At 53.4% G+C, this 24,610-nt stretch carries 19 protein-coding genes; 16 read left to right on the forward strand and 3 right to left on the reverse strand.

Going from position 1 to position 24,610, the window contains the following annotated elements; translation table 11 throughout:
• Nucleotides 1-158: 158 nt before the first annotated feature.
• The 15 genes from QZJ86_RS20170 (at nucleotide 159) to QZJ86_RS20240 (ending at nucleotide 22,120) form a co-directional block, all read left to right on the forward strand.
• Nucleotides 159-692: an RNA polymerase sigma factor gene (locus QZJ86_RS20170; protein ID WP_301935382.1), complete on the forward strand. Its 534-nt coding sequence runs from the start codon at nucleotides 159-161 to the stop codon at nucleotides 690-692.
• 98 nt (nucleotides 693-790) lie between these two features.
• Nucleotides 791-1,771: a FecR family protein gene (locus QZJ86_RS20175; protein ID WP_301935383.1), complete on the forward strand. Its 981-nt coding sequence runs from the start codon at nucleotides 791-793 to the stop codon at nucleotides 1,769-1,771.
• Nucleotides 1,772-2,248: 477 nt separating this feature from the next.
• Nucleotides 2,249-2,554, forward strand: a complete 306-nt coding sequence (locus tag QZJ86_RS20180) for a hypothetical protein (protein ID WP_301935384.1) — start codon at nucleotides 2,249-2,251, stop codon at nucleotides 2,552-2,554.
• 77 nt (nucleotides 2,555-2,631) lie between these two features.
• Nucleotides 2,632-3,399 carry a hypothetical protein gene (locus QZJ86_RS20185; protein ID WP_301935385.1) on the forward strand — a complete coding sequence of 256 codons (768 nt, stop codon included), beginning with the start codon at nucleotides 2,632-2,634 and terminating at the stop codon, nucleotides 3,397-3,399.
• An 11-nt stretch (nucleotides 3,400-3,410) separates the two neighbouring features.
• Entirely contained in the window at nucleotides 3,411-4,013 is a 603-nt protein-coding gene (locus tag QZJ86_RS20190; RefSeq protein WP_301935386.1) for a hypothetical protein, read from the forward strand.
• A 623-nt stretch (nucleotides 4,014-4,636) separates the two neighbouring features.
• Nucleotides 4,637-6,994, forward strand: coding sequence for a TonB-dependent siderophore receptor (locus QZJ86_RS20195; protein ID WP_301935387.1), 2,358 nt, complete (start codon nucleotides 4,637-4,639; stop codon nucleotides 6,992-6,994).
• Between the two features lie 401 nt (nucleotides 6,995-7,395).
• A complete protein-coding gene (locus tag QZJ86_RS20200; protein WP_301935388.1) occupies nucleotides 7,396-7,902 on the forward strand; it encodes an RNA polymerase sigma factor in 507 nt (168 codons plus the stop codon).
• 61 nt (nucleotides 7,903-7,963) lie between these two features.
• Nucleotides 7,964-8,941, forward strand: a complete 978-nt coding sequence (locus tag QZJ86_RS20205) for a FecR family protein (RefSeq protein ID WP_301935389.1) — start codon at nucleotides 7,964-7,966, stop codon at nucleotides 8,939-8,941.
• 138 nt (nucleotides 8,942-9,079) lie between these two features.
• On the forward strand, nucleotides 9,080-11,563 hold the full coding sequence (locus QZJ86_RS20210; protein WP_301935390.1) for a TonB-dependent siderophore receptor: 2,484 nt from the start codon (nucleotides 9,080-9,082) through the stop codon (nucleotides 11,561-11,563).
• 356 nt (nucleotides 11,564-11,919) lie between these two features.
• Complete coding sequence (locus QZJ86_RS20215) at nucleotides 11,920-13,140, forward strand: PepSY-associated TM helix domain-containing protein (protein ID WP_301935391.1); 1,221 nt, start codon at nucleotides 11,920-11,922, stop codon at nucleotides 13,138-13,140.
• A 196-nt stretch (nucleotides 13,141-13,336) separates the two neighbouring features.
• Nucleotides 13,337-14,596 carry a dicarboxylate/amino acid:cation symporter gene (locus QZJ86_RS20220; protein ID WP_301935392.1) on the forward strand — a complete coding sequence of 420 codons (1,260 nt, stop codon included), beginning with the start codon at nucleotides 13,337-13,339 and terminating at the stop codon, nucleotides 14,594-14,596.
• A 185-nt stretch (nucleotides 14,597-14,781) separates the two neighbouring features.
• Complete coding sequence (gene polA, locus QZJ86_RS20225) at nucleotides 14,782-17,568, forward strand: DNA polymerase I (protein WP_301935393.1); 2,787 nt, start codon at nucleotides 14,782-14,784, stop codon at nucleotides 17,566-17,568.
• A gap of 23 nt (nucleotides 17,569-17,591) precedes the next feature.
• Complete coding sequence (locus QZJ86_RS20230) at nucleotides 17,592-18,476, forward strand: MBL fold metallo-hydrolase (RefSeq protein WP_301935394.1); 885 nt, start codon at nucleotides 17,592-17,594, stop codon at nucleotides 18,474-18,476.
• 207 nt (nucleotides 18,477-18,683) lie between these two features.
• Nucleotides 18,684-20,003, forward strand: coding sequence for a glycosyltransferase family 39 protein (locus tag QZJ86_RS20235; RefSeq protein ID WP_301935395.1), 1,320 nt, complete (start codon nucleotides 18,684-18,686; stop codon nucleotides 20,001-20,003).
• Between the two features lie 449 nt (nucleotides 20,004-20,452).
• Nucleotides 20,453-22,120 (forward strand): IS5 family transposase, encoded by a 1,668-nt coding sequence (locus QZJ86_RS20240; RefSeq protein WP_301935396.1) that lies wholly within the window; start codon nucleotides 20,453-20,455, stop codon nucleotides 22,118-22,120.
• 171 nt (nucleotides 22,121-22,291) lie between these two features.
• Here QZJ86_RS20240 and QZJ86_RS20245 read toward each other — a convergent pair whose 3' ends face one another.
• From QZJ86_RS20245 to QZJ86_RS20255, 3 genes are read right to left on the reverse strand one after another with little or no spacing between them, the layout of a single operon-like run.
• A complete protein-coding gene (locus tag QZJ86_RS20245; protein ID WP_301935397.1) occupies nucleotides 22,292-22,645 on the reverse strand; it encodes a hypothetical protein in 354 nt (117 codons plus the stop codon).
• Between the two features lie 2 nt (nucleotides 22,646-22,647).
• Complete coding sequence (locus QZJ86_RS20250) at nucleotides 22,648-23,367, reverse strand: Rha family transcriptional regulator (protein ID WP_301935398.1); 720 nt, start codon at nucleotides 23,365-23,367, stop codon at nucleotides 22,648-22,650.
• Nucleotides 23,364-23,591, reverse strand: coding sequence for a helix-turn-helix transcriptional regulator (locus QZJ86_RS20255; RefSeq protein ID WP_301935399.1), 228 nt, complete (start codon nucleotides 23,589-23,591; stop codon nucleotides 23,364-23,366). Before QZJ86_RS20255 ends, QZJ86_RS20250 begins: the two co-directional genes overlap by 4 nt.
• 553 nt (nucleotides 23,592-24,144) lie before the next feature.
• On the opposite strand from QZJ86_RS20255, the gene QZJ86_RS20260 reads away from it, so the two are divergent.
• Nucleotides 24,145-24,567: a transposase gene (locus tag QZJ86_RS20260; RefSeq protein ID WP_301935400.1), complete on the forward strand. Its 423-nt coding sequence runs from the start codon at nucleotides 24,145-24,147 to the stop codon at nucleotides 24,565-24,567.
• Nucleotides 24,568-24,610: the final 43 nt, after the last annotated feature.

A 24,610-nucleotide genomic window follows, 5' to 3' on the forward strand; every position in this document is an offset into this window, starting at 1 on the left:
TATCTCATAATCAACTGCGTGATATGCCTTATTTTTTGCGCCGAGCCTGCTTGCCAAATTGACCTCCACGTCATGCGCCTTTGGCCAAACCTATGCTTGCCAAGCAATGGCATCGGATTTGCTGTTAGATGACGATCGCAACCATAGGCGTTTGGCCAGTGTTCAAATTTTCCCCGGATTTTGCCACAGACTTGATACAGCAGCATCGCGACGAATTGCTGGGCTTTTTAGTGCATCGCGTCAACTGCCCGGAGACCGCCGCCGACATTCTGCAGGATGCTTTTTTCAGGCTCACGCAGTTCGAATCGGAAAACCGCATTAATAACCCTCGCGCATTTCTGTACAAGGTGGCCGGCAACCTGGCGATCGATCATCTGCGCAAAACCAAGCGCGAGCAGGAAAGATATGCCGACGAGGAGGAACTGTTCGACCATGCCGACGCCACGCCCGGCGTAGAACGGCAACTCTACAGCCAGCAACAGCTTGCTCATCTGAAACAGGCCATCTCGGAATTGCCACCGCGTTGCCGGGAAGTGTTCATCCTGCACAAATTCAAACACTATTCCTATTCGCAGATCATGCGCAAGCTGGGCATCGCCGAAAATACCGTGCTCAAGCATATCGTCAAGGCCCTGGAACATTGCCGGCGGCGCATGCTGGAACTGGAAAACGCCAATGACCACCAGGCGTAATCCGGCTGGCCGTATGCCCGACAATCGTTCACAATACCTTAGGCCAAACTTGGAATGGATATTAAGACAGGGCTGCAACGTCTCATCGTAAAACCCGCGTGATCAACTCCATATCCGATACCCCACAACATCAGGCCGAACAGCAAGCCATCCTTTGGCAGGCAAAGTTAAGCTCCGATCTGCTCAGCGACCGACAGCGCCGCGAGTTTGAGGATTGGCTGGCCGAATGCCCGGAAAATGCCGCGGCCTGGCAGGCGGTCAATAGCTTCTGGACCGGCCTGGATGGCCTGACGCTGGCGGATATCGGCGCCGAATCGGGCGAAGTGCTGGCGTTTAGCCGAGCCAATGCATCCAAACCGCCACGACGCACATTCAAGACCGGCTTGGCGCTGGCCGCATCGTTGTTGCTGACGCTGAGCATCGCTTACCAACAACTGGATTTTTATCTGGCCGACTATCGCAGCGCCACCGGCCAACAACGGCAAATCGCCTTGGCCGACGGCTCGACCGTATTGCTGAATACCGCCAGCGCGGTATCGGTGGATTTTTCCGAACAGCAGCGGTTGCTTACCTTGCATCGAGGCGAGGCCTTTTTTAAGGTGGCCGCCGACAGCAAGCGGCCGTTCGTGGTGAAAACCGACGCCGGCGAGGTGCGAGCCTTGGGCACCGCATTCGACGTTAAACTGCAGGATCAGCAAGCCAGCGTCACGGTGTTCGAACACGCCGTCAAAGTCACCAGCGCCAGCGGCGAGATCAAGGAAAGACTGGCGGAAGCCGAGCAACTGCAGTTCAGCGCCGATGGCATCAGCCCCCCGACCCACGTCAACCTACAACGCGCCGCCGCCTGGCACCAGCAGCGCATGGTGTTTCAGGACAAACCGCTGGCGGAAATCGTCGCCGAGCTGAATCGCTACCACCCCGGCAAAATCGTCATGGTAGGCGATGCGCTCAAAAACCTGCCGATCACCGGTGTATTCGGCATCGCCGATACCGACGTCGCACTGCAATCCATCGAACAAAGTTTGCCGGTTAAGGTTAGAAAAATCACCGACCATCTGGTGCTGCTGTCGGCGAAATAAATTGTGCCTTTAACAGATGCTAGGGGTCGAAAGGACAAAAGCCTTCCGAGCCGTGCGGGCGGTTCTCCCACACACAGCTCGCCGTCGGTGGTTTTCTCATTTCACCAACACATGGTTCATCCCGACAAAAAAATTCACCGTATTGAAAATTTTTTTCAAGCGGAAATAGACTGTTAGCCTCCCAACGATTGATGAAACTCGATAAGGTGATGTGCTATAGGAAATGGGGACGCATCGGTCTCGATTTGTGCGCGTCACTTACGGCATTGCCGCCATATACACCCCTCTCTTCGGGCTCATGTATCGTTGGACAAAGCGCTGGCTTGACACACCCAGGTTAGTTTCTATACTGATGCGCAAACTGGATATACAGGCAAATAATCCTAGTTTAGTAGCTAAGTATCAAGCTGTGTGGGCCCAATCATTCGATAGGTGTTCCACTGTCTTCATACCTCATCCATCACGCGGAGAAACACAATGAAACCAGAAGAGTACAACCCCAAAGCAAGAGAGGCCTTCGGCAAGTCATTAATTGACGTTGGGGTCGGAATATTCAAGGGAATCATGCTTCTGTTCACTATCGCGCCGATGACGTTCCTGCTGAAAGGCGCGCTTGATGGAACTGGAAAAAATGCTTCATTTGCGGATATCTGGAACTTCATGCGTAGCCCTTCGTACTTCGTCTTTTTGGTGCTCCTGGTAGTTGCATTCGTTTTTGGGCACTATTTCCGTAAGGAAGGCCTACGTCACATACATGAAATCGAGAATCGCACCAACAACTGACACCAGCTTCACCGAAACCACTCGCCCCAACCCCCAACCCCGAAATGGCCGATCCAAAGTGAGAAGAGTGTAGAAACGTGGAAAATTTCATAATTTTGATAGGCGGTCCAGGAACATTTAAGTCTTGCGACCCGGGCCACGACAAGATCTGGCTCAACTATTTCTATCCCATCCAGATTGCCGCCGAGAAAGACCTCTACCACAAAAGGGCTGAGAATGTGCATTGGGTGGTGTACGAGCCGGCTTATAGTGTGCGCTGGTTGGATGACTCCGAGATTACTTTTTGGGAAGGTGCGCAAGAGGCGCTCTCCGGTAAAGCTTTGCACAAGGTCAGGAAGAAAGCAGCCGATAACGTGATCAGTAAAGGAGCCTCCAGCTACGTTGAGCGTATTAAGAACCTCGCCAGAGGATACGGAATTACCTATAAGGGCATCAATAAACCTCAGGAATTTTGGGACTATTTGGCCTCCTTTCCCTCGAAGTCAATCAGTAGGGTGTGGTATTCGGGCCACGCAACGCCTGGAGGACTGATCTTGCAATTGACTCACAATTCCGAATGTGAAGCGAGTTGGACGGATCAGTCGACGGTACTGACGCTGGACATTCCGAAACAAACGGCGATCAAGGATAGGTTCATCGCCGATCCAAACAGACCGTCCAAATTCTATGGCTGTGCAACGGCTGATTTCGCAAGTTCATGGCATGTTACCTTCGCAGTACCTAGCGAAGGGGCGAAATCAAGCATCACTTTTGCGGGGATTTTCGGTGCGCCAGATGCTGTAATCACCCGTCTGGAGACCACGCCGACACCCAGAGGTGCTCCCGATTGGACCAAATACCCTTGAGGTTGCCGCCAGTGAACCCAGTCAAGAAATCAAGCCTAGCCACACTTCTGGCATTAGTAGGATTGCTCGCGGTTTTCGCCTGTGAAACCGATTCGCTGGACGATGCTTATAGACGCATTTATTTGGCGAAATACGCGGTGGATTTCCCGACTAGCGAAGAGGAACTCCATCGTTGCGAAAGCAATCGGGTAAAGACTTGCCTTGACCTTGTTGCAAAGGCGACGGATGGCAAGCGGCGGTTGCTGGCAGTGGAGCCGAACAAGGCCTTGGATCGAACACTAAAAACCATCGTCTCTAGCTGCCCTTTAGAAGATAGTGATCAACAAGAACTTTGCCTTGGTGCGATCGTCGCCCTGTATTTTTTTACGGAACCTGAGCTGGATGCGCGAATATTGCGGGAATTGATGAAGGCCGAACGAACGGTTTTGCATAAGGTATTTAGTCCTTCGATGTTCGGCTGGTATTACAACCGCCCCCAACCGAAAGTGTGGATCGATGCCGTGAGCAAGCTCCCTCCCGACGACTTTCCTCACGACGGCAAGGCTAGTGTAATAAATGCCTTCGGCGCTTCCAAGCCTGCGGGCCTCGGCGACGGTGTCCGTTTACTGAAGTGAATAACGTATCCTTCCCATGCCCCAACGTGGGAAGGATCGTCAACCTAACTCCAATACCTCAGTGGCGTGGGGCAATTTCGCGATCGCAAACCGCCGTTACCTTTAAGTTTATGGCGGTTTGCTATCGCGAATCCACCATACCAACGATCCGCCGTACCGAGTTGCTGTCGGCGAAATAATTTTCGCCGGCAATTGCGAATTGCTGTACGGGCACATTGACTTAAACCCTTTAGGGTATTCGCCCGCCCTGAATCAAGCCAACCAGCAAAAAAATCTCAGCAGGGAATGGATACCCTGCCTAAGCTACGTCGTCTTTATCTCCAAGCAACCTGATTTGCGTCAGCAAATAGAAGGAAGCCAACTTTTCCACGGACTCGATAATTGGAGAACAGATGATAAGCAGACCCACAGTAGCCCGAGCGGACGCTGATTGCCACGAACCAGAACAAGCCTCGGCAATATTAATCAGCAAGCATAGGCCGATTAGCTTTGCCATTTCCGGCATCTGCGCCGGCATTCTGCTGCTGGCTGCCAATCCGCAACCCACGCTTGCCGGGCAGGAAAACGCGGCAAGCGAACAATCGCTCCACTTTTCGATTCCCGCCGGCTCGTTATCCGATGCGTTGCTGCAATTCTCAGAAACCAGTGGCCAGAAGGTGCTGTTCAATGCCGACTTGGTGCGTGGTCTGGATAGCCAGGGGTTGCGCGGCCAGCTTACCGCGCAAGAGGCCTTGCGAAAATTGCTGAGCGGCACCGGCCTCGTGCCGAGAAAGACGGGGTCCGGCAGTGTGACGCTGGAAAAAGCCAATACCGTGGAGCCTCAATCGGCGACGACATTAGCTCCAGTTAATGTAACCGGCAAAGCAGTCTATGATTCCACCGATCCCTATAACACCGACTACAACCGTCCCAACGCCACGACCGCCACCAAGACCGACACGCCGATCATGGAAACACCTTTTTCCGTGCAGGTCATACCTAAGCAGGTAATGCAAGACCAGCAGGCTGTGCGATTGGAGAGGGCTATCGAAAATGTCAGCGGTACGTATTCCAGCCGGGCATCTGGTGGATTTGGCGGACAAAGCGCCACGTTTGTACGCGGCTTTGAAACTTTTGAGTTTTACCGTGACGGCGGCAAGTTCAATGGTGGTTTTGTGGTCAATGGCCCGCGCGAAATGGCCAACGTCGAGCGAGTTGAAGTGCTCAAAGGGCCGGCCTCCATACTTTTTGGACGCATGGAGCCTGGCGGTATGGTCAACATCGTCACCAAGCGGCCATTGGATACGCCTTATTATTCCTTGCAACAGCAATTTGGCTCGTTTGATTTTTACCGCACCACGGCGGATGCCACGGGCCCAGTGACAGACGATAAGTCCTTGCTGTACCGTGTCAATCTGGCTTATGAAAATAGCGGTTCGTTCCGGGAATTCCTTGAGCACGACCGGGTATTTTTTGCCCCGACCTTCCATTGGACGATCAGCGACCAGACTCAGGCAAACTTCCACATGGAATACCAACACAGCAAGGATCCCCATGACATGGGGCTGTTTGCTATAGGCAACCGTCCGGTCAATTTGCCGCGTGAGCGCAATCTGGGAGAAAAGGGACAATGGGATGAAAGTGAAACCTTCAATGTGGGCTTTGATTGGTCGCATGCGTTTAACGACAACTGGACGCTACGTCACCGTTTCGATGCTATTTTCCTGCCCAAGGCCAATACGCTGCCTACTGTTAACGTCAATGGTCCCGTAAATCCAAGTAACTGCACCCCCGCAGGCTGTCGAGTGAACCGAGGGATTTTTCGTGATGAGCGCGACGACCATAACTATTACACCACCTTAGATATGCTCGGAAAATTTAGTACTTGGGGGATTAAACACGAAGTGCTGATTGGCGGAGACTATCAGCGCCTTGACCACAGCACTGACTTTTTCTTTACACCGTATTTACAAATTGACGCCTACAATCCGCAGCACACGGGCTTAGACCTGAACGCCGGCCGATTCGGCGGTAGCATTAACAACCCGTTCAATTTTGGACACAATGCTTTTACGGAAGAATGGGGAGGATTCTACACACAGGATCAGATAGAGCTTCCGTACCATGTCCATCTGTTGGCGGGTTTCAGATACGACACGGCAAGGTTTACAGAGTCACAAACCTTCAGTTCATCTGGAGACCAGACCAATACCTATAGCAACACCGAACAGGAAGCGGTCAATCCCCGCTTTGGTATTTTGTATCAACCCATACCCGAAGTCAGTGTCTATGGAAATTATGTAGAGAACTTTGGTTCGACGAACGGTATCAATGCCAATGGCATCGCCTTGCCGGCCACCACCGCGCAACAATTTGAGGCGGGCATCAAGACCGAACTGTTCGACAAACGCCTCTCCACCACCCTCGCCTGGTTCGATATTACTAAACAAAACATCGCTGTCACCGATCCTGACCCTGATAATGCACTGCGTGGTTTTCAAACCGCTGTCGGCGAAGTTCGCAATCAGGGGATAGAACTGGATGTAGCGGGCGAGGTGCTACCTGGCTGGAATGTCATCGGCAGTTATTCTTATATTGATTCCCAAATCACCAAGGACACTGGGCAGGATGTTAATGGCAACATCACCCTTGGAAACCAAGGACACCGTCTGTTTAATGTGCCGCGCAACATAGCCAGTCTTTGGAATACCTATGAGTTTTTAGGCGGCGATTTGCGTGGACTTAAATTCGGCGGTGGTGTGCTGGTTCGCGACCAACGGGAGGGAGATAACTCGAATACTTTCCAACTGCCGGGCTATGCGACCATCAATCTGTTAGCCAGTTACACCCTAAACATTGGCAAAACCAAATTCACCGCCCAGCTTAACATCGACAATCTGCTGAATAAAAACTACTACGATAGTGCTTCAAACAGCACAGGCAATGGCATTTATCCAGGCGCGCCGCGAACTGTGTTGGGCTCGATTCGGCTTGAGTTTTAAGCTAGGTTTACTCAAAAAATCCATGAGTCGGTCGGGGCTCGTAATCCATTTACCTAATCCTCGCTGTTTCCGGGTATGTTAGAAATGGAATGCCAGTCCCAGATCAGCACTCGGTAACACACCTGCACGGAACCAATTTTATGGTTCCCATGCTCTGCGTGGGAACCCAGTTAGGAGGCGCTCCAGCGTCTCGAACCGCAGGGCGGTTCAGGCTGCATTCCCACCCCGAGCGTGGGAACGATGTATGCGGCATTTCACACAGTTTATTAAATTCTTCTTGCGGTTAGCCTCTACTTTTCAAGGACCGAAGCGTTACACAGCGAGAAAAGCCCGGTTATGGCACAAATCCTGCTGTACTGATTGCCACAATTAACGCCGATCCTAGCCTGACTTACCCGCGCATGGCTTTTTCAGAACACGACATTTACCAGATTTTTCTAACCAGCCGCCCGCAAATCCAGCGATTTCTGCATCAGCGCATCCGTTGCCAGGATACGGCTGCCGATCTGGTTCAGGACATCTACCTGCGCTTGATGCTGCTGAAGCCGCCACCTAGCAGCGAGAACGAGGTTGTGGCCTGGCTGTTTACCGTGGCCTCCAATCTGTCCATCGATCATATCCGCACCCAAAAGCGCCGTAGCGAACTGCTTGATCAATATCTGGGCGACGAAACAGAAATCGACCATTCTGCGGTACCGGAGCAAGTTGCTCAGGCTCAGGATCAACTGCAACAAGTGCAATCGGCGCTGGCGGAATTGCCCGACCAGTGCGCCGAAATCCTTTACTTGAGCCGAGTCGAAGGCTTGAGCCACGCCGAGATTGCCCGGCAGCTTAAAATTTCCACCAGTTGGGTGGAAAAACAGCTGGCCCGGGCCTTGAATCATTGCCGTTTATTCGTCGATCGATAGTGTGGCTTCAAGCCCTCCTGTTCGTTATAGTAATTATCCGAGCCCACTCATCAAGCCGCCGATGACCGAATCCACACAGCAAATCCGCGAACAGATAAGGCAAGAAGCAGTTGCCTGGCATGTTCGCCTGACGTCCGGTGCGGTAGTAGCACCCGATGCGGCCATCGAGTTTGAAGACTGGCGGCGGCAAAGCCCGGAGCATGAACAAGCCTATCGAGACATCGCCAAGCTGTGGCAACAACTGCCCGCCCCGTTGCTGGCCGACCGGCAACGCCGCAGGGAACTTGCCGCGAAACGTCGCCGTACTACAATCGCGCGACGCGGCCTGGGACTTGCCGCCGCCGCTTCGCTGGCTTTAACGGTGGTTACTGGTTTTTATCCGGATTACCTGACGCATCCTTTGGCCGATTACCGCACCCACATCGGCGAACAAACTTCGATCACACTGGCCGACGGCAGCGTCGCGCATCTGAATACCGACACCGCCATCGATGTGTCGATTAGCGGTAACGAGCGCCGGGTCGAACTGCTGCGCGGCGAAGCCGAATTCGAGGTCGCCCACGACAGTAGCCGGCCGTTCCGGGTAAGCGCCGGCTCGACGACAACCGAAGCCCTGGGCACACGCTTCATCGTCCGTTACGACGGCAAGGCCGGCGCCGTGACTCTTTTACAAGGCAGGGTCCGCACCAGCCGGCCTTCGTCCGAAGGCGCGCAAACCGACAGCGCCACCTTACAGCCCGGACAACAGCTGGCTTTTAATGCCGAATCGCTCGGTAATCTACAATCAGTGGAATTAAGCAACGCCGACGCCTGGCGCCGGGGCCGCTTGCTGATGAACTTCGTGCCGTTGAAACAGGTCATCGCCGAAATCAACCGCTACCGCCGTGGTCAGATCAAGCTGCTGGACGACAAACTGGCGGAACGGGAAGTCAACATCGCCGTCGACATCAAACAAATCGATGCCTGGCTGGAGGCGTTGCAACAGACGTTGCCTATCAAGATCATCCATGCGGGTCCACTTGTGTTTTTGCAGTCCTGATTGTTACCCAATAATGCTGAGCCCCCTATAGAGGCGAATCGCCCAACCTGCGACAATTTGCCGCGTCATCATTTGTACGGCTTCGACTGCCGCCAGACGTTCTCAGCTTGAACACATCATCACTGAGGACAGAAAAATATGAGAAAAACAGGAATTCCAGTCATCGGAACAGACAAAACCCGGCTTAGCCGTTCGCTTGGCATTACCACGCTGCCGCTTTATTTGGGGTTAATGACATTGACCGCGCCATTACCCCTCCAGGCCGAAAGCACCAGCGCCGCCAACAGCGAAAGCCGCAGCTTCAACATCGCTCCACAACCTTTATATTCCGCGCTCAGCGCGCTGGCCGAACAGTCCGGCGTGCAATTCGTTTACAACTCGGAACTAGTCAAGGGGCTTAATTCGCCGGGTGTCAGCGGCCAATATTCGCTGGAAGCAGCGCTGAAACGTCTACTGGCGGGTTCCGGAATCTCATATCAATTCAATAGCGGCAACACTGTAACGCTACAGAAAATGACAGCGGTAGAGCCGCAGTCGGCGGCGACCATGCCGGCGGTGACGGTGACCGGCCATGCCGCTGACGATCCCGCTAATCCGTATAACGCCGATTACCGCCTACCCAATACCAGCGCCGCCACAAAAACCGACACGCCGATTATGGAGACGCCAATGTCGATTCAGGTCATCCCCAAGCAAATATTAAAAGACCAGCAGGCGATTCGTCTCAAGGATGCGCTGAAAAACGTCAGCGGCATAAACTGGTCGACCGACCCGATGTACGAAGGCTTTCAGTTACGCGGCTTTCTGACCGATGGCGCGACCACGGTTTATCGTAACGGATTACGCATCCGGCGTGCCGTGCAGGAGGTTGCCGATCTGGAACGCTTGGAAGTTCTTAAAGGTCCGGCCGCGGCTGCGTATGGTCGGATCGAACCCGGCGGCTTGATCAACATTGTTACCAAAAAACCGCTGGATACTCCTTATTACGCATTGGAACAGCAGTTTGGTTCGTACGATATGTTTCGTACCACGGCGGACGCGACCGGGCCGATCAACCAGGACCATTCCTTGTTATACAGAGTCAATTTGGCCTACCAAAACAACGACTTTTTTATCGACAAAACGGATCAGGAACAGGTGTTTTTCGCGCCATCCATTGCATGGAAACCCAGCGACCGCACCGAAATCAATTTGAACCTGGAATATCTCTACGACGAGCGCACCAGTTACACCGGCTTGCCCGTGCTGGGCAATCGTCCTGCCAATGTACCTATAAGCCGCTACTATGGGTTTGGGTCGGACAATGAAAAATCGGTATTCGACAAGTTTTTGATCGGGTTCGATTGGTCTCATCAATTCAATGATGATTGGAAAATCCAGCATCGCTTTCACTACTACAAACTGGATTACCAAATAAATAATTCATCCTTTTTTCCCGGTCGGGTTAATCCCGCCAATAATCGCACTGCGGTACGGAATGTGTCCGATAGGCCGATCGACATTACCGATACCGTCGCGACAAATGTCGACCTCACCGGCAAATTCAAGCTGTTAGGGACCGAGCATCGAGTGTTGGCGGGATTCGATTACTTTTGGGAAGACTTCGAAGGGCAGGGCTTTTTCGGTGCTCCTGCCCCCGCCAGCCATAGGCCTGTGGTCGATATTTTTAATCCGGTCTACGGACAGGTTCCATCCGCCGCAAGCCAGGGTTTCAATGATTTCAGCACCTTAGAGCAATATTGGTACGGCGCCTACTTTCAGGATCAGATTACTCTGTTCGATAAGTTACATATCATGGGCGGTGGACGTTACGATTGGGCAACGCGCAGCAGCGGTGCGGCCTCGACTTCCATCGAAACCGCCAGAAACAATGAGACCGAAGTCAAAAACGAGGCGTTCAGTCCGCGCGTGGGCGTGGTCTATCAACCCTGGCCCTGGCTTTCGCTGTACGGAAATTACGTCGAATCTCTAGGCGGGGCGAATAGCGCGTTGGCATCAAACGGCAAACCGCTCGATGCCGAAACCGCTCAGCAGCACGAGGTGGGATTCAAAACCGAATGGTTCGATAAGCGGCTGATGACCACCGTTGCCTTTTACGAGTTGACCAAACAAAACATCGCGACGCAGGACCCGGTAAACCCCCGGTTTTCCGTGTCAACCGGCGAAGCCCGCAGCCGCGGTATAGAGGTGGATGTATCGGGGCAGATTACCGAAGGCCTGAATTTGATTGCGACCTACGCCTATACCGACGCTGTCATCACTCAAGATAACAGAGGCAATCAAGGTCACAAACTTTGGAACGTTCCGGCAAATTCAGGAAGCTTCTGGGCCAAATACGCATTTCAAGATCCCGCTTTACGTGGCCTGAATGTTGGCGCCGGCGCGTATATGGTTGGCGAGCGCCAAGGCAACAATTTGAATAATTGGCAAATGCCGGGCTATGTCAGAGTCGATGCCCTGATCGGTTATGCCTGGAACGTGGGGCAGTCAAAAGTAACGGCGCAACTTAATGTCAATAACCTGCTGGACAAGACCATTTATGAAACATCTGCATTCAACGGTTATTTGACTCAGCCGGGTGCACCGCGCAATTTCATGGGTTCGATCCGTTTGGAATTCTAGCGTCCGGATGGTTCAGACATTGTAGCTCCGAATAGCGAAGCGTATTCGGAGGGATAAAGACTTCGAATTCATCCGATCGAGTTTCACGGATCGGCCTTGGGTTGCAAATCCAAAGCCGTGAAGTCTAGCCCACGTGGATTGAGGTTCCTATCGTCACCCTTACGCGCAGCGACTCTTGTGCCTTTGGGTATACCTTAAACGGCATTGATTACAAATCCCGTCCGGCCAACCAAGCCGGTGTGGGATTTTTCGGTGCCGGAACGTCTTATTCAACAAAGAGGCTTTCCGGGCAAAGTTGCGGCCGGCTTAGCCAACTCTATTTTCCTAACTTTCAAGGTTCCTTTCGGGCTACAAGCATGAGCACAAATCTCTATCAACCTGCTTCCACGGTTCGAAAAGAACCGCAAAATCCTAGCCTTCCCCGTTTAAAACTCCGCCGCCAGCGCTGGCTGACCGTGCATCTCTGGCTAGGACTGACGCTGGGCCTGCTACTGGCTATCTACGGCATCACCGGTAGCATTCTGGTGTTTCATCCGGAAATCGACGAATGGCTGCATCCTGATATGCTGACCGTAAAGCCAACGGCGCATGCAGAATATCGGCCACTGGCGGAGATTTTCTCGGCTGGCAAGGAAGCGATGCCGCCACAAGCCAAGCATAATTTCGCCACGTATCCGCGCAACGCTGAGGCCGCCTTCAAGCTGAACTTTACCGTTTCGAGTGCGGATGGCGTCGAACGCTGGCTGGTGGCGGTCGATCCTTACACGACGCAAGTCACCGGCAAACAGCTCCAGGGCCGTTCCAGCGACTGGCTGCCCAGCACCTTTATCGGTTTGATGTTTGAATTGCATTACGCCTTGCTGCTGCCCAACGAGGTCAGCACGGTGGTGGTCGGCGTGTCCGGGGCGTTATTGATTATTTCCACTTTGACCGGCCTGATCGTCTGGTGGCCGCTGACCGGAAAATGGCGCCAGGCGCTAGTTTTCAAGGCCGGCGCCGGCAAGGTGCGTTTCAATTACGACCTGCACAAGGTCAGCGGCTTTTACACCGCTCTAGTAATGATACCGGTGCTGTTCTCCGGCGTTTATATGGTATTGCCGCACAATGTGGTGCCAGTACTCGAACTATTCTCGCCAGTAACTTACCGTTACTGGTTTCATTCCACGCCGCCCGCGGAGAATGCGCCGGCGATTGGCATGGATCAAGCAGTGGCTATCGCACGGCAACAGTATCCGGATGGCCGGCCGCACTGGATTTATGGAGCGGCGGAGCCGACTAAAACCTATATGGTATGCCAAGATGGCGTCGATGCGCCCGGTAGCATCTTGCAACGCCGCTGTACCGTCATCGACCGCTATACAGGCAAGATTCTGGATCTGGACGATCCCAGTCTGCCGACAGCCACGGCTGGCGAGGTATTCACTCACTGGCAATGGCCTCTGCATTCCGGCCAGGCCTTCGGCATGACCGGGCGTATTCTGGTATTTATTGCCGGCCTGGCTTGCCCGGCGCTGTTCGTCACCGGAGTGATCCGCTGGTTGCAAAAGCGTAAGGCGCAACGAGCGATGCGGCGTTAGCGGTTTTGCATTCCCAAGCCCCGGTTTGCAGTAATGCGTAAGCCAAGATTCAGTCGATACGATTTATCCGCATCGAACCAATCATTCAACTCGGTATCCAGTTGCCACTTGCCGAACATATCACGCCGAAAAATTCCAAAATCCTCGGAAAAGACCTAAGATCGAGACGATTAAGACAACTTCTTCCACATTCACCATGAAAAACCATCATCTATTACTGCTGAGTCTAGTGCTTGGCGCCGTAGCCGGGCTAATTTGTCATGGCTTCGCCGACTCGGAAGCATTGCAACTATTTAACCTTTATTTGATGGGGCCCATCGGCCAAATCTTCTTGCGGCTGATTTTCATGATCGTGGTGCCGATGGTGATGAGCGGCCTGATACTGGGGGTTTATCAGCTCAGCAATCATCACGGCTTGGCACGGGTTGCAAAGCGCACCTTGCTTTTTACCGTGCTGGCCAGTTCGGCGTCGGTGGTGATCGGCATCTCGCTGGTCAATATTGCTCAGCCGGGGAATGGTCTGGATATTTCGCAGATGCTGGGCGACAGCTCAGGCGTGCATAAAATCCAGCAAAACGTCGCTCAGGCCAAACCGGTGGTGCAATCCTTGCTGGAGATTATTCCCAAGAATCCGTTTGCCAGCGCGACTCAGGCGCTGGAAGGCGAGATGCTGTCCTTGATGTTTTTCTCCTTGGCTTTCGGCGCGGCGCTGGCCGTCACCACGGGAGGCAAACCGTCGCGTTGGGTAGAGTTATTGGAAGAAACCTATGCCGCCTGCCTGCTGGTGGTCGATACTGCGATGAAGTTCGCGCCGGCGGCGGTGTTTGCGCTGGTGTTTCAATCGACCTTCAAATTTGGTCATCACATATTATTTTCCTTGGGTTTTTATGTGCTGATCGTGGTCACCGGCCTGCTGATACAGCAGGGCGTGGTTTACACCCTGCTGTTACGACTGTTCACTCGCATCGCGCCTTGGGCTTTTTTTCGGCAATGCCGCGAGGTTTATCTGTACGCTTTCGCCACCGCCTCGTCCAATGCCACTTTGCCACGCTCGCTGGAACTGGCCGAACAGGAATTAAATCTTAGGCCGGAAGTCGCGCGCTTCGTGCTGACGATAGGCTCCACCGCCAATCAAAACGGCACCGCGCTGTTCGAAGGCATCACCGTGTTGTTCTTGGCGCAGGTGTACGGCATCGATTTGACGTTGGCGCAGCAGGTACAGGTGGTGTTGATGTCGATACTGGCCGGGATCGGCACGGCCGGCGTGCCAGGCGGTTCGCTGCCGTTGATTATGATCCTGACTCAGCAGGTCGGCATCCCGGCCGAAGGCATGGGTTTAATTTTGGGCGTGGATCGCTTTCTGGACATGTGCCGCACCACATTGAATGTCAGCGGCGACTTGGTGATCGCGGCTTTGGTCGATCAGCCCGAACGGGACCAGACTGGCAGGCAGTAGCGTAATAACTAAAACAAAAGCCCTTGAGAGCAAGAGTTCCGGTAGATTTTGAATCCGCATGCATGCTGCCTATCTCTCGCTGCAGCGGTTCATGTCGCCGTCAAATAACATATTCATCGGCGCTTGCAGCAGGCTGCCAGGCCCTGTATCGTTGCGCCAACCCTACTGTTGCTTGTTGACTCTCCATGTCCGATTCCGCTCCTAACAAACTGATCCTGGTCGACGGCTCGTCGTTTCTATTTCGCGCCTTTCACGCGGTGCCACCGCTGACCAATGCGCAGGGCGAGCCGACCAACGCTGTTTACGGCGTCTCCAACATGCTGCGCAAGCTGATCAACGATTACGGCACGCCCTATTTTGCCGTGGTGTTCGATGCGCCGGGCAAGACTTTTCGCCACGATTTGTACGATCAATACAAAGCCCATCGACCACCGATGCCGGACGATCTGCGGGTGCAAATTGCGCCCTTGCACGACTTGATTCGCTCGCTGGGTTTGCCGTTGATTATCGAACACGGCGTGGAAGCGGACGACGTGCTGGGCAGCCTGGCGCAGAACGCCGCTCGACAAGGCTTTGAGGTGATAATTTCCACCGGCGACAAGGACATGGCGCAGTTGGTGAACGAGCAAATCACCCTGGAAAACACCATGACCAACACCCGCATGGATATTCAGGGTGTGCAGGACAAATTCGGCGTAAAGCCGGAGCAGATCATCGATTATCTGGCGCTGATGGGCGATGCGGTGGACAACATTCCCGGCGTACCGAAAGTCGGGCCGAAAACCGCCGCCAAGTGGTTGCAGGAATACGGCACGCTGGACAATTTGATCGCCCGCGCCGACGAGATCAAGGGCAAGATCGGCGACAATTTGCGCGAAGCCTTGGGCCAGTTGCCGCTGTCTCGCGAGCTGACCACCATCAAATGCGACGTGGCCTTGCATTACAGTCTGGACGAATTAAAGCGCAAGGCACCGGACATTGCCTCCCTTAAAGACCAACTGGGCCATTTGGGCTTTAGCAGTTGGCTGAAAACCTTGAACGGCGATGGCTCAACTCCCTCTCCAGAGGGAGAGGGTGGGGTGAGGGGAAATGCAAAAAACGATTCTTCGGAATCCTCAATCCAGCCTTCTCCCGTTGGAGAGAAGGAGCCGAAAGCTGCGCTAGCGAGGGATTACCAAACCATCCTCAGCCAAGCCGATTTCGATGCCTGGCTGGATAAGCTCAAACAAGCCGAGTTGTTCGCATTCGACACCGAAACCACCAGTCTGAATTACAGCGATGCGCAAATCGTCGGCGTGTCGTTTGCAGTCGAAGCCGGCCAGGCCGCTTATTTGCCTGTGGCGCACGATTATCCCGGCGCACCGGCCCAACTTGACCGGCAAACCGTATTGGACGCTTTAAAGCCATTGCTGGAAGACCCAAACAAAGCCAAGCTGGGCCAAAACCTGAAATACGATAGCCATGTGTTGGTCAATCACGGCATCGCGCTGCGCGGCATCCAACACGACACGATGCTGGAGTCTTACGTGTTGAACAGTACCGCGACCAAACACAATATGGACGATCTGGCCAAGCGTTATCTGGGCGTAGAGACCATTCATTTCGAAGACGTAGCCGGCAAGGGCGCCAAGCAGATCGGCTTCGCCGAAGTAGCCATCGAACAAGCCAGCGAATACGCCGCCGAGGACGCCGACATCACCCTGCGCCTGCATCAAACCTTGTCCGAGCAATTGCAACAACATCCTCGCTTGTGGGCTTTGTACAACGAGATCGAAGTGCCACTGATCAGCGTGTTGGCGCGGATCGAGGAAAACGGCGTGCTGATCGACAGCGCGATGCTGGCCCAGCAGAGCCTGGAATTGGCGAACCGGATGATAGGCATCGAACAGCAGGCCCACGATCTGGCAGGTTCCGCGTTCAACCTCGGTTCACCCAAGCAGATTCAGGAAATCTTGTACGACCGTTTGAATCTGCCGGTATTGAAGAAAACCCCGAAAGGTCAGCCCTCCACCGACGAATCGGTGTTACAAGAACTGGCGGTGGATTACGCCTTGCCTAAGCTGATTCTGGATTTTCGCGGCATGAGCAAACTCAAATCCACCTACACCGACAAACTGCCGCAGCAGGTCAACGACCGCACCGGCCGGGTGCATACCTCCTATCATCAGGCCGTAGCCGCCACCGGGCGCTTGTCGTCGTCCGATCCTAATCTGCAAAACATTCCGATTCGTAGCGAAGAAGGCCGCAAGATTCGTCAGGCCTTCATCGCCCCGCCCGGCTATAAAATCGTCGCCGCCGACTATTCGCAGATCGAACTGCGCATCATGGCCCACCTATCCGGCGATGCCGGCCTGCTGGCAGCGTTTTCGCAAGGCGTGGATGTGCATAGCGCCACCGCGGCGGAAGTGTTTGAAGTGGAACTGGAGCAAGTCACTCACGATTTGCGCCGCTCTGCAAAGGCCATCAATTTCGGTTTGATTTACGGCATGTCGGCGTTCGGTCTGGCGCAGCAATTGGGCTTGCCGCGCAATCAAGCCCAGGCGTATATCGATCTATACTTCAGCCGTTACCCCGGCGTGAAACAGTATATGGACACCACGCGTGAACTGGCGAAACAGCAAGGCTATGTCGAAACCATTTTCGGCCGCCGCCTGTATTTGCCGGAGATCAACTCCCGTAATGCCGCGATGCGCCAATACGCCGAACGCACTGCTATCAACGCGCCGATGCAGGGCACCGCCGCCGACATCATCAAGCGGGCGATGCTGGCTTGCGATACCTGGATCACTGCCGATAGCCCGGATGTGAAGATGATTATGCAAGTACACGACGAACTGGTGTTCGAAGTGGCAGAAGCGCAGCTGACGGATCACGTCGAAACCATCCGCGGCATCATGTCCGGCGCCGCTGAACTGCATGTGCCATTGCTGGTGGAAGTGGGTAGCGGCGAGAATTGGGACGAAGCGCACTAATCAGGCGACAGGATTATCGAGCAATGAAATTCAAATTTTGGGGAGTGCGGGGCTCGATCGCCACGCCGGGGCCGAGTACCGTCAAATACGGCGGCAACACGACCTGTATCGAAATCACCAGCAGTGCCGGCGATTTGATCATTCTCGATGCCGGCACCGGCATTCACGCACTCGCGCAAAGTTTGCCGAAACAAGCGCTGACGGCGCATATCCTAATCACCCATACCCATTGGGACCATATCCAGGGCTTGCCGTTTTTTCTGCCCATGTTCAAGGCCGGCAATTGCATCAATATCTACGGAGGCCTGGAACCCCTGACCCATCAAGGCATAGAGCGGGCCATGCATGTGCAATTGCAGCATAGCTATTTTCCGATCAGTGAAGCGCAATTGCAGGCCGAGGTGCGTTATTTCACGCTAAAAGCCGGCCAGACGGTTAGTGTCGGCAGCGTCCGCGTGACGCCGACAGTCTTGAATCACCCGGTATATAACTTCGGTTATCGGATCGACGACAGCGACGGCAGCTCCTTGTTTTTTACCGGCGATTACGAACCGCCGCTGAATCCTTATCAGGCCAATCATCCGGGTTATCCGGCCATGCAAGAGCTAATCGAGCAAAAGCGCGAAGAAGTCATCGCGGCAATGGCCGGCGTCGACGCATTGATCATGGATAGTTCCTACACCGATGCCGAGTACGCCGGCAAACACGGCTGGGGCCACGGCACTTATCACTCGGCGATGAATTTCGCGGCGCAAGCGGGCGTTAAGCAGTTGTTTTTGACGCACCATGAGCCGACGCGGAGTGATGATGAGCTGGAGGCGATTTTTCTGGATATATGTAGTCATGCGAGCCCCCTAAGTTTTGAAATGCTTCTCGCCCGCGAAGGCATGATCTTTTCGCTATGCTAGCTTGTTGCAAAGCGGGGCAATTTACAAACAGGCTGATTTGACTGGCTATTTGTCAATACTAAGAATCGTACCCTTAGTCGACTTACGTCAATCATTCTCGTTTTTTCTTGCTAACCTCGTATTCGTTTCGGTTACCGGGAATCTAATTTGGTTTGGCCGCTGGGTTTCCGACAGCGATATTTTTCAATTTTGAAACCAATAGGCGACATGTCTTTATTTAGCAATCGATGCAAACCGTTTTGGTGGGCTGGCCTGACCGGCATTACCGTTCTTTCCACTATCCTGTTTTTTCAAGTCGTATCGCAAACCAGCATAGATGGTCTCATCCGGGGCGATACCAAGGATTATTTAGCCTATGCCTTTAACCTAAAAACCTATGGGGTCTATTCCCATATCTGGCCCGAGGCCGCAGCGGCAGCACCAGCCCCGGATGCATTGCGCGCACCGGGTTATCCATTTTTGCTAAGCCTTTTTGTGGGGACGGACAACGAGACTTTTCCCATAGCCAAGGTGTTGTTTGTTCAAGCAGCACTTGGCGTCTTGACTGTCATTATCTATGTATTGCTATATCGCCGGTTTTTACCGACGGGATGGGCGTTAGCCGCCGGCTTGATGACCGCTATTTGCCCGCATTTAATCAATGCTTCGGTCTACCTTCTGACCGAGTCGCTATTCACATTTCTGCTCGGCGCCCATTTACTGATATTAGAGCGAGCCATGCGATCGGCACATTTTCGCTGGGCGCTTCTAGCTGGTACGCTGTTAGCGCTTAGCTTTTTGGTACGCCCGACCAGCCAATATTTGATCCTGGCTTATCTGGCGGCGCTTTTGGCGTGGTTTCGCTATGTACCTCGCCCACACTGGAAATGCGTGGCCTACTTGGTGTTGCCAGTGATATTGGCGGCCGGCGCCTGGTCCGCGCGTAATGTCGTGGAAACCGGTCGTTTTTCGGATCCTGCGCTGACGGCAAACTTTCTACAGCATGGCATGTACATCAACATGATGTACGAAAATCATCCAGAAACGTATGGCTATCCTTATCGCTACGATCCGGCCAATCAAGAAATAGAAGGTAATACAGGCAAGATCCTGGAAATAATTGGCCAAAAATTTCAGCAAGAACCTAGACGATATTTAGCGTGGCTTTTGATTGGTAAGCCCATTCAATTTTTTTCCTGGAATCTCACGGAAAGCGTCGGCGATGCGTTTATATTCGCTCCGACCTACTCGCCTTATTTCGACCAAGAGCTATTCGCTATCACCCATACGGTTGCCAAGGCATTTCATCCTTTTTTGATGTTTCTGGGGGTAATCGGCGCCTGTATCGCCATTTTCCAGGCCCGAAAGAATACAACCGCAATGTTGTTGGCCGTAGTGACGTTTTATTTCATCGCTATACACATCATCGGCGCTCCATTTCCTCGCTATAGCGTTCCCTTGCGGCCGATCAGTTACGGTTTAGCCTTTTTTGCATTACATACCGCAACCCAGCATGTTTGGACGCGATTCAAAGGCATAACACGATGACGAGCAAGGTCCAGAGGAAACTGACCTGCCCAATTTTCGGGGAGTCGCTATTTTTGCGAAAGCTTGTTTTGGGCATCCCAGCCCAATCAAGCGGCAAAAATTACGCGACCGCTTATGCCTCCGGCGGCCCCGATTCGTCCGCGCCACCTCGTTTCGACCCAACAAGGGGTCGAAACATTGGCTCTCGCATGACTTGACGCCGTTTCGCGATGCCTTGCAGGTTTTCTCCGCTTCACTACGAAAACCCGCCCGGCGCTACGGCTATCGCGGACTAAAAATCTTCACTTCGCTATCGTTCCGTTTCCAAGATTTTCAGCGGGGTAAATTAAATGGCACCTACCTAGAGTCTGCTCAGAAAATATAACCCATTGATTAAGCGTAGTTATTGAGGAATTTTGGTATAATTGCTGCACGAAAAACATGCCATTAGCCTCAAAAACCGTGCAGCCATGATTCGAACCACGAGCTCAAAACAACTGACGATAGCTGAATTCGACTGGCCGTTCGAGACAGCCCTGGATAAACACAATCGCTGGGTAAAACTGAGTGAGTGCATCCCGTGGGACGAACTGGCGGAATGCTATTACCAAGGGATGAGGGCGGACCGGGGCCGGCCGCTGAAAGACGCGCGGCGCGTAATCGGCGCGGTGATCATCAAGCACAAACTGTGTTTGTCAGACGTGGAAACCGTCCAGCAAATCCAGGAAAACCCGTACCTGCAATACTTCGTCGGCTTGCCCGGCTACCAAGCGGCGGCGCCGTTTGCGCCGTCGTTATTGGTCGAAGTGCGCAAGCGCATGGGCGAAGCCGTGTTCGAAGGCTTTCACCGCGCCATCATCGAGGCGCACGAGGGGCAAAAGCCGACCCCGACCAAACTGGAAACGCCGCCGGCCGCGGCAACGCCCGCTGCGTCTGAGCCGAAGGCCGCGGCTAGCGTGACCGCGCCTGAAGCTGAGGTTCAGCCCGAGGCGGCCGAAGCGGCCTTGGATTTTGCCGATAAAGACGGTGTCCCATCGGCACCGGAGCCGGAAGCACCGGCCGCCCCGCGCGGCCAATTGATTCTGGATGCCACCGTGGTCGAACAAGCCATCCGCTTTCCCACCGATTTGAGCCTGTTGAACGAAGCGCGGGAATTAACGGAACGGATCATCGACACCCTGTGCAAGCGCCTGAAGGTCACGGACAAACCCAGGACTTATCGCCACAAAGCCCGCAGTGCGTATCTGGCCGTCGCCAAACAAAAGCGCCCCGGCCGGAAAGTGCTACGCCGAGGCATCAAGCAACAGTGGCAATATCTGCGCCGCAACCTGAGCCACATCGAACAACTCTTGGCGCCCATCCCTCAGGGTTCGCCGCTGCCGTTGCCGGGTTGGCTGCTGCATCGCTACTGGGTGATTCAGCATCTGTACCAGCAACAATGGGACATGTATCGAAACCAGACCCGCCGCTGCGACCGCCGCATCGTCAGTATCAGTCAACCCTATGTGCGGCCGATGGTGCGCGGCAAGTTGGACAAGCCGGTCGAATTCGGCGCCAAACTCAGCGTCAGCCTGAGCGGCGAAGGCCTAGCTCATGTCGATCACCTGCGATGGGATGCCTTTCACGAAGGACTGGATCTGGTCTCGCAAGTCGAAGCGTACTTGGCGCGCTACGGCCACTATCCGGAACGGGTGCTCGCCGATCCGATCTACGGCACGCGCGCCAACCGCGACTACCTGAAGCAACACGGTATCCGCTTTGCCGGCAAACCGCTCGGCCGCCCCAAACGCGAAACCGAGGCCAACCGGGAGCAACTCAAACACGACAAAGAACAGCGCCGGCAGGAATACCTGCAGCGCATCCCCATCGAAGGCAAATTCGACCAAGGTAAAAACGGCTATCGTCTCAACGACATCCGCGCCAAGCGCGCCAACACCTCGTTCGCCTGGTTCAACACCATCTTCTTGGTGATGAACCTGCTGGTCCTGCAAGGGATCTTTTTTGCCCTCGGTCAATGCCGCCTGGTCGGGTTACTGCAAATGATCGTGCGCGCCTGGAAACAAAAGATTTGGAATCTGCGCACCCATTCTAACTTGGCCGACCCGATTTGCTCGTCATTGCCACAGCTGATTTACTGAGCAGACTCTAAATAATAGATACATCCCGCATAGTGAACACCCAAGGCTGTTTTTCAACAAGCTAAGTTATTGATTTTTGGTGTTTTTCGTTCATATTATGAACACATGTTCACTATACGGCATGACTTGTTCAGCATACGGCATGAAGCGTTCATATTATGAATAAGCAAATCAATTTTGTGACTGCCAGTTCCGCCACTCATCGCTTGGCTTGTGATCGTTGAACTCGCGGAAAGTCAGCCGCCATTTTCTCGCTAATTGCTTGCTGAAATGGCCTTCCAGCATCAGCTTGATAAAGCCGTGGCTTTCCAGTTCTCTAAAGGCTTCGTGCGCCTTGCCACGGCAACAGCCGATGCGTTTCTGAGCTTCGGTGATGCTGTAGGCGATGGGTTCGTACATGCGCCAATGGGTATGCATCAGGATCAGCAACTTCACCGCATTGCCGCTTAAATCCAGGTAAGCGGCAGAACGGATCATTTCCACGCTTTGGGCGATGTAGGGCTTTTTAGACTGCCTCGCCGCCATGCCTAACCGCCCAGAACCTTAACCTTAGCACCGACAATACCATCCAGGGCCGCTTTCACGGCTTGGTAAATGGCTTTGTAAGGCTGTTGGCTCTCCATGCCTTCGGTCAAGGTCTGGGCGGCGGTCAGCTCGGCCAGTTCCAAGGTTTTGAGCTGCACCGCCGTCAATAGCTCTCTGATTTCGGTCGCCTGCGGTTCGATGATGAGCAGCGCCTTGTAAATGGCCTGGGTGATATTGGCAAAATAGCGGTCGGCATTCTGGCTGCCTTGCTCGCGCGCATAGTCAGCAAACTGTTGAATGGCATCGGTCAGAATGCCGCGACTGTCCTTGCCAGATAGTCGCGCCACCTGATAGGCCAGGGTTTCGCGCTCTTTGGCTTGCCGATTCAGTTGATTTTCCAATCGCAAAAACTCATCGACCAGCCGCTTTTGACCTTCCCGCGATTTACGCCCGCCGATAAACGGCATGGCTTTTAAACAGCCGGCTTTGTTGAGTTCAAAACAGCGATATTCCTTGCCGCGTTTTTGATAATTTCGCGGCACAAATTCGTGCTGTGAGACGGTGCCGTCGGCGATTAAATCATCAAGTGTTCTAAGTACGCTTTTATGCTCGCGTTCAAACTCCTTGGCAATGACTCGACTGTCCACGCTGATTTGATGGGTTGCACCATCGATGATCAGGCCTAGGGTATTGGAACCAGTGTTAGCAATATCCCCTTTCATGCTGCACCGTCCACGCTATCCAGCAATGCCAGAATATCCGATTTCTTCCAGGTGGTGGTTCTCTCGCCTAGTTTGACGGGTTTGGGGTATTTGCCGGATTTGACGCCGGCCAAAAAGGTTGAGCGGCCAACCGGCAATAACGGCTCAATGCCGCGTTTACGATCGCCGACGATTTGCCAGATTCTCAGATAGCCAAAAACGATGGCGGATTGTGGGTTTTGCATTTTGTCTAACTCCATCTTGTGAATGACGGGGTTAGCTTATTGGGTGCAATATGTGTTGAATAGCTGAAATGGTTTCAGGTAATACTGCAAAAAACTGCTGTGTCTATTAGCTCAAAGCCATGCTATTACTGGGTTTAAAGGGTGTAGCTATTTTGTTGGCCGCCTGCCGCTTGCTGCCCATTCGGGCCTAATAATTACGGCCCCTTGCTTAGCAGAAATATCAGAAAAGCCTTGTCGCTTTAACCAATTGGAAACTTCTTCATTTGTTGGGTGGGTAGTTTTGTCGTCCGGATCGGCAGAACTCCAAAACTCAAAAGCCGCTTTATTGAGTACTTTTAGTTCATTGGATATGTGCTCGGCAGTGGCATCTAGTGCTTAATTGCATAATTAATCGATTTTAATATACTAACTCCGTTATCGACATAAAACGGAGTAAGCAATGGCGCGGGTAGCTATATCGATCAGTTGCTCAGACAAAGATCGACGAGAGGGCACCTCGAAAAACCGGCACCCATGAGAAAATAGTCGCATCATCCAACGGATTCTAAAGCCCATGATCAAAGAAAGCCTGTTTGCCGCCGAAGAACGAGAAACCAAGCTGAACAAGTTAGGTGATGTTCTTCAAATCCTGGAAGAGCATGTTGATTTCGCCGCCTTAGCAGCTGCGATTGATGCAGCGGCACCCCGACCCAGTCGGGAGCGCGGCGGTCGTCCGCCGTTTCCGACCGAAATCATGGTTCGTACGTTGTTATTGCAGCAACTGTACAACCTCAGCGACGAACAACTGGAATTTCAATTGCTGGATCGTTTGAGTTTCCAACGGTTTGCCGGGCTAAGGCACAGCAGCCAGATCCCCGATCGCACCACGTTCTGGACATTCCGTGAGCGACTGATGGCGGCGGGAGCCAGTGAAACGATCTTTGAAGCCGCGAATCGGGAATTAGATAGAGTCTGCTCAGAAAATATAACCCATTGATTAAGCGTAGTTATTGAGGAATTTTGGTATAATTGCTGCACGA

Source organism: Methylomonas montana, assembly GCF_030490285.1.
GTDB classification, from domain to species: domain Bacteria; phylum Pseudomonadota; class Gammaproteobacteria; order Methylococcales; family Methylomonadaceae; genus Methylomonas; species Methylomonas montana.

Excerpts from the sequence above, each read along its gene's own strand:
- QZJ86_RS20180 (WP_301935384.1), top strand. The coding sequence starts at position 2,249 with ATGAAACCAGAAGAGTACAACCCCAAAGCAAGAGAGGCCTTCGGCAAG.
- QZJ86_RS20200 (WP_301935388.1), top strand. The coding sequence starts at position 7,396 with ATGGCTTTTTCAGAACACGACATTTACCAGATTTTTCTAACCAGCCGC.
- QZJ86_RS20205 (WP_301935389.1), top strand. The coding sequence starts at position 7,964 with ATGACCGAATCCACACAGCAAATCCGCGAACAGATAAGGCAAGAAGCA.
- QZJ86_RS20210 (WP_301935390.1), top strand. The coding sequence starts at position 9,080 with ATGAGAAAAACAGGAATTCCAGTCATCGGAACAGACAAAACCCGGCTT.
- QZJ86_RS20215 (WP_301935391.1), top strand. The coding sequence starts at position 11,920 with ATGAGCACAAATCTCTATCAACCTGCTTCCACGGTTCGAAAAGAACCG.
- QZJ86_RS20220 (WP_301935392.1), top strand. The coding sequence starts at position 13,337 with ATGAAAAACCATCATCTATTACTGCTGAGTCTAGTGCTTGGCGCCGTA.
- polA (WP_301935393.1), top strand. The coding sequence starts at position 14,782 with ATGTCCGATTCCGCTCCTAACAAACTGATCCTGGTCGACGGCTCGTCG.
- QZJ86_RS20230 (WP_301935394.1), top strand. The coding sequence starts at position 17,592 with ATGAAATTCAAATTTTGGGGAGTGCGGGGCTCGATCGCCACGCCGGGG.
- QZJ86_RS20235 (WP_301935395.1), top strand. The coding sequence starts at position 18,684 with ATGTCTTTATTTAGCAATCGATGCAAACCGTTTTGGTGGGCTGGCCTG.
- QZJ86_RS20240 (WP_301935396.1), top strand. The coding sequence starts at position 20,453 with ATGATTCGAACCACGAGCTCAAAACAACTGACGATAGCTGAATTCGAC.
- QZJ86_RS20245 (WP_301935397.1), bottom strand. The coding sequence starts at position 22,645 with ATGGCGGCGAGGCAGTCTAAAAAGCCCTACATCGCCCAAAGCGTGGAA.
- QZJ86_RS20250 (WP_301935398.1), bottom strand. The coding sequence starts at position 23,367 with ATGAAAGGGGATATTGCTAACACTGGTTCCAATACCCTAGGCCTGATC.
- QZJ86_RS20255 (WP_301935399.1), bottom strand. The coding sequence starts at position 23,591 with ATGCAAAACCCACAATCCGCCATCGTTTTTGGCTATCTGAGAATCTGG.
- QZJ86_RS20260 (WP_301935400.1), top strand. The coding sequence starts at position 24,145 with ATGATCAAAGAAAGCCTGTTTGCCGCCGAAGAACGAGAAACCAAGCTG.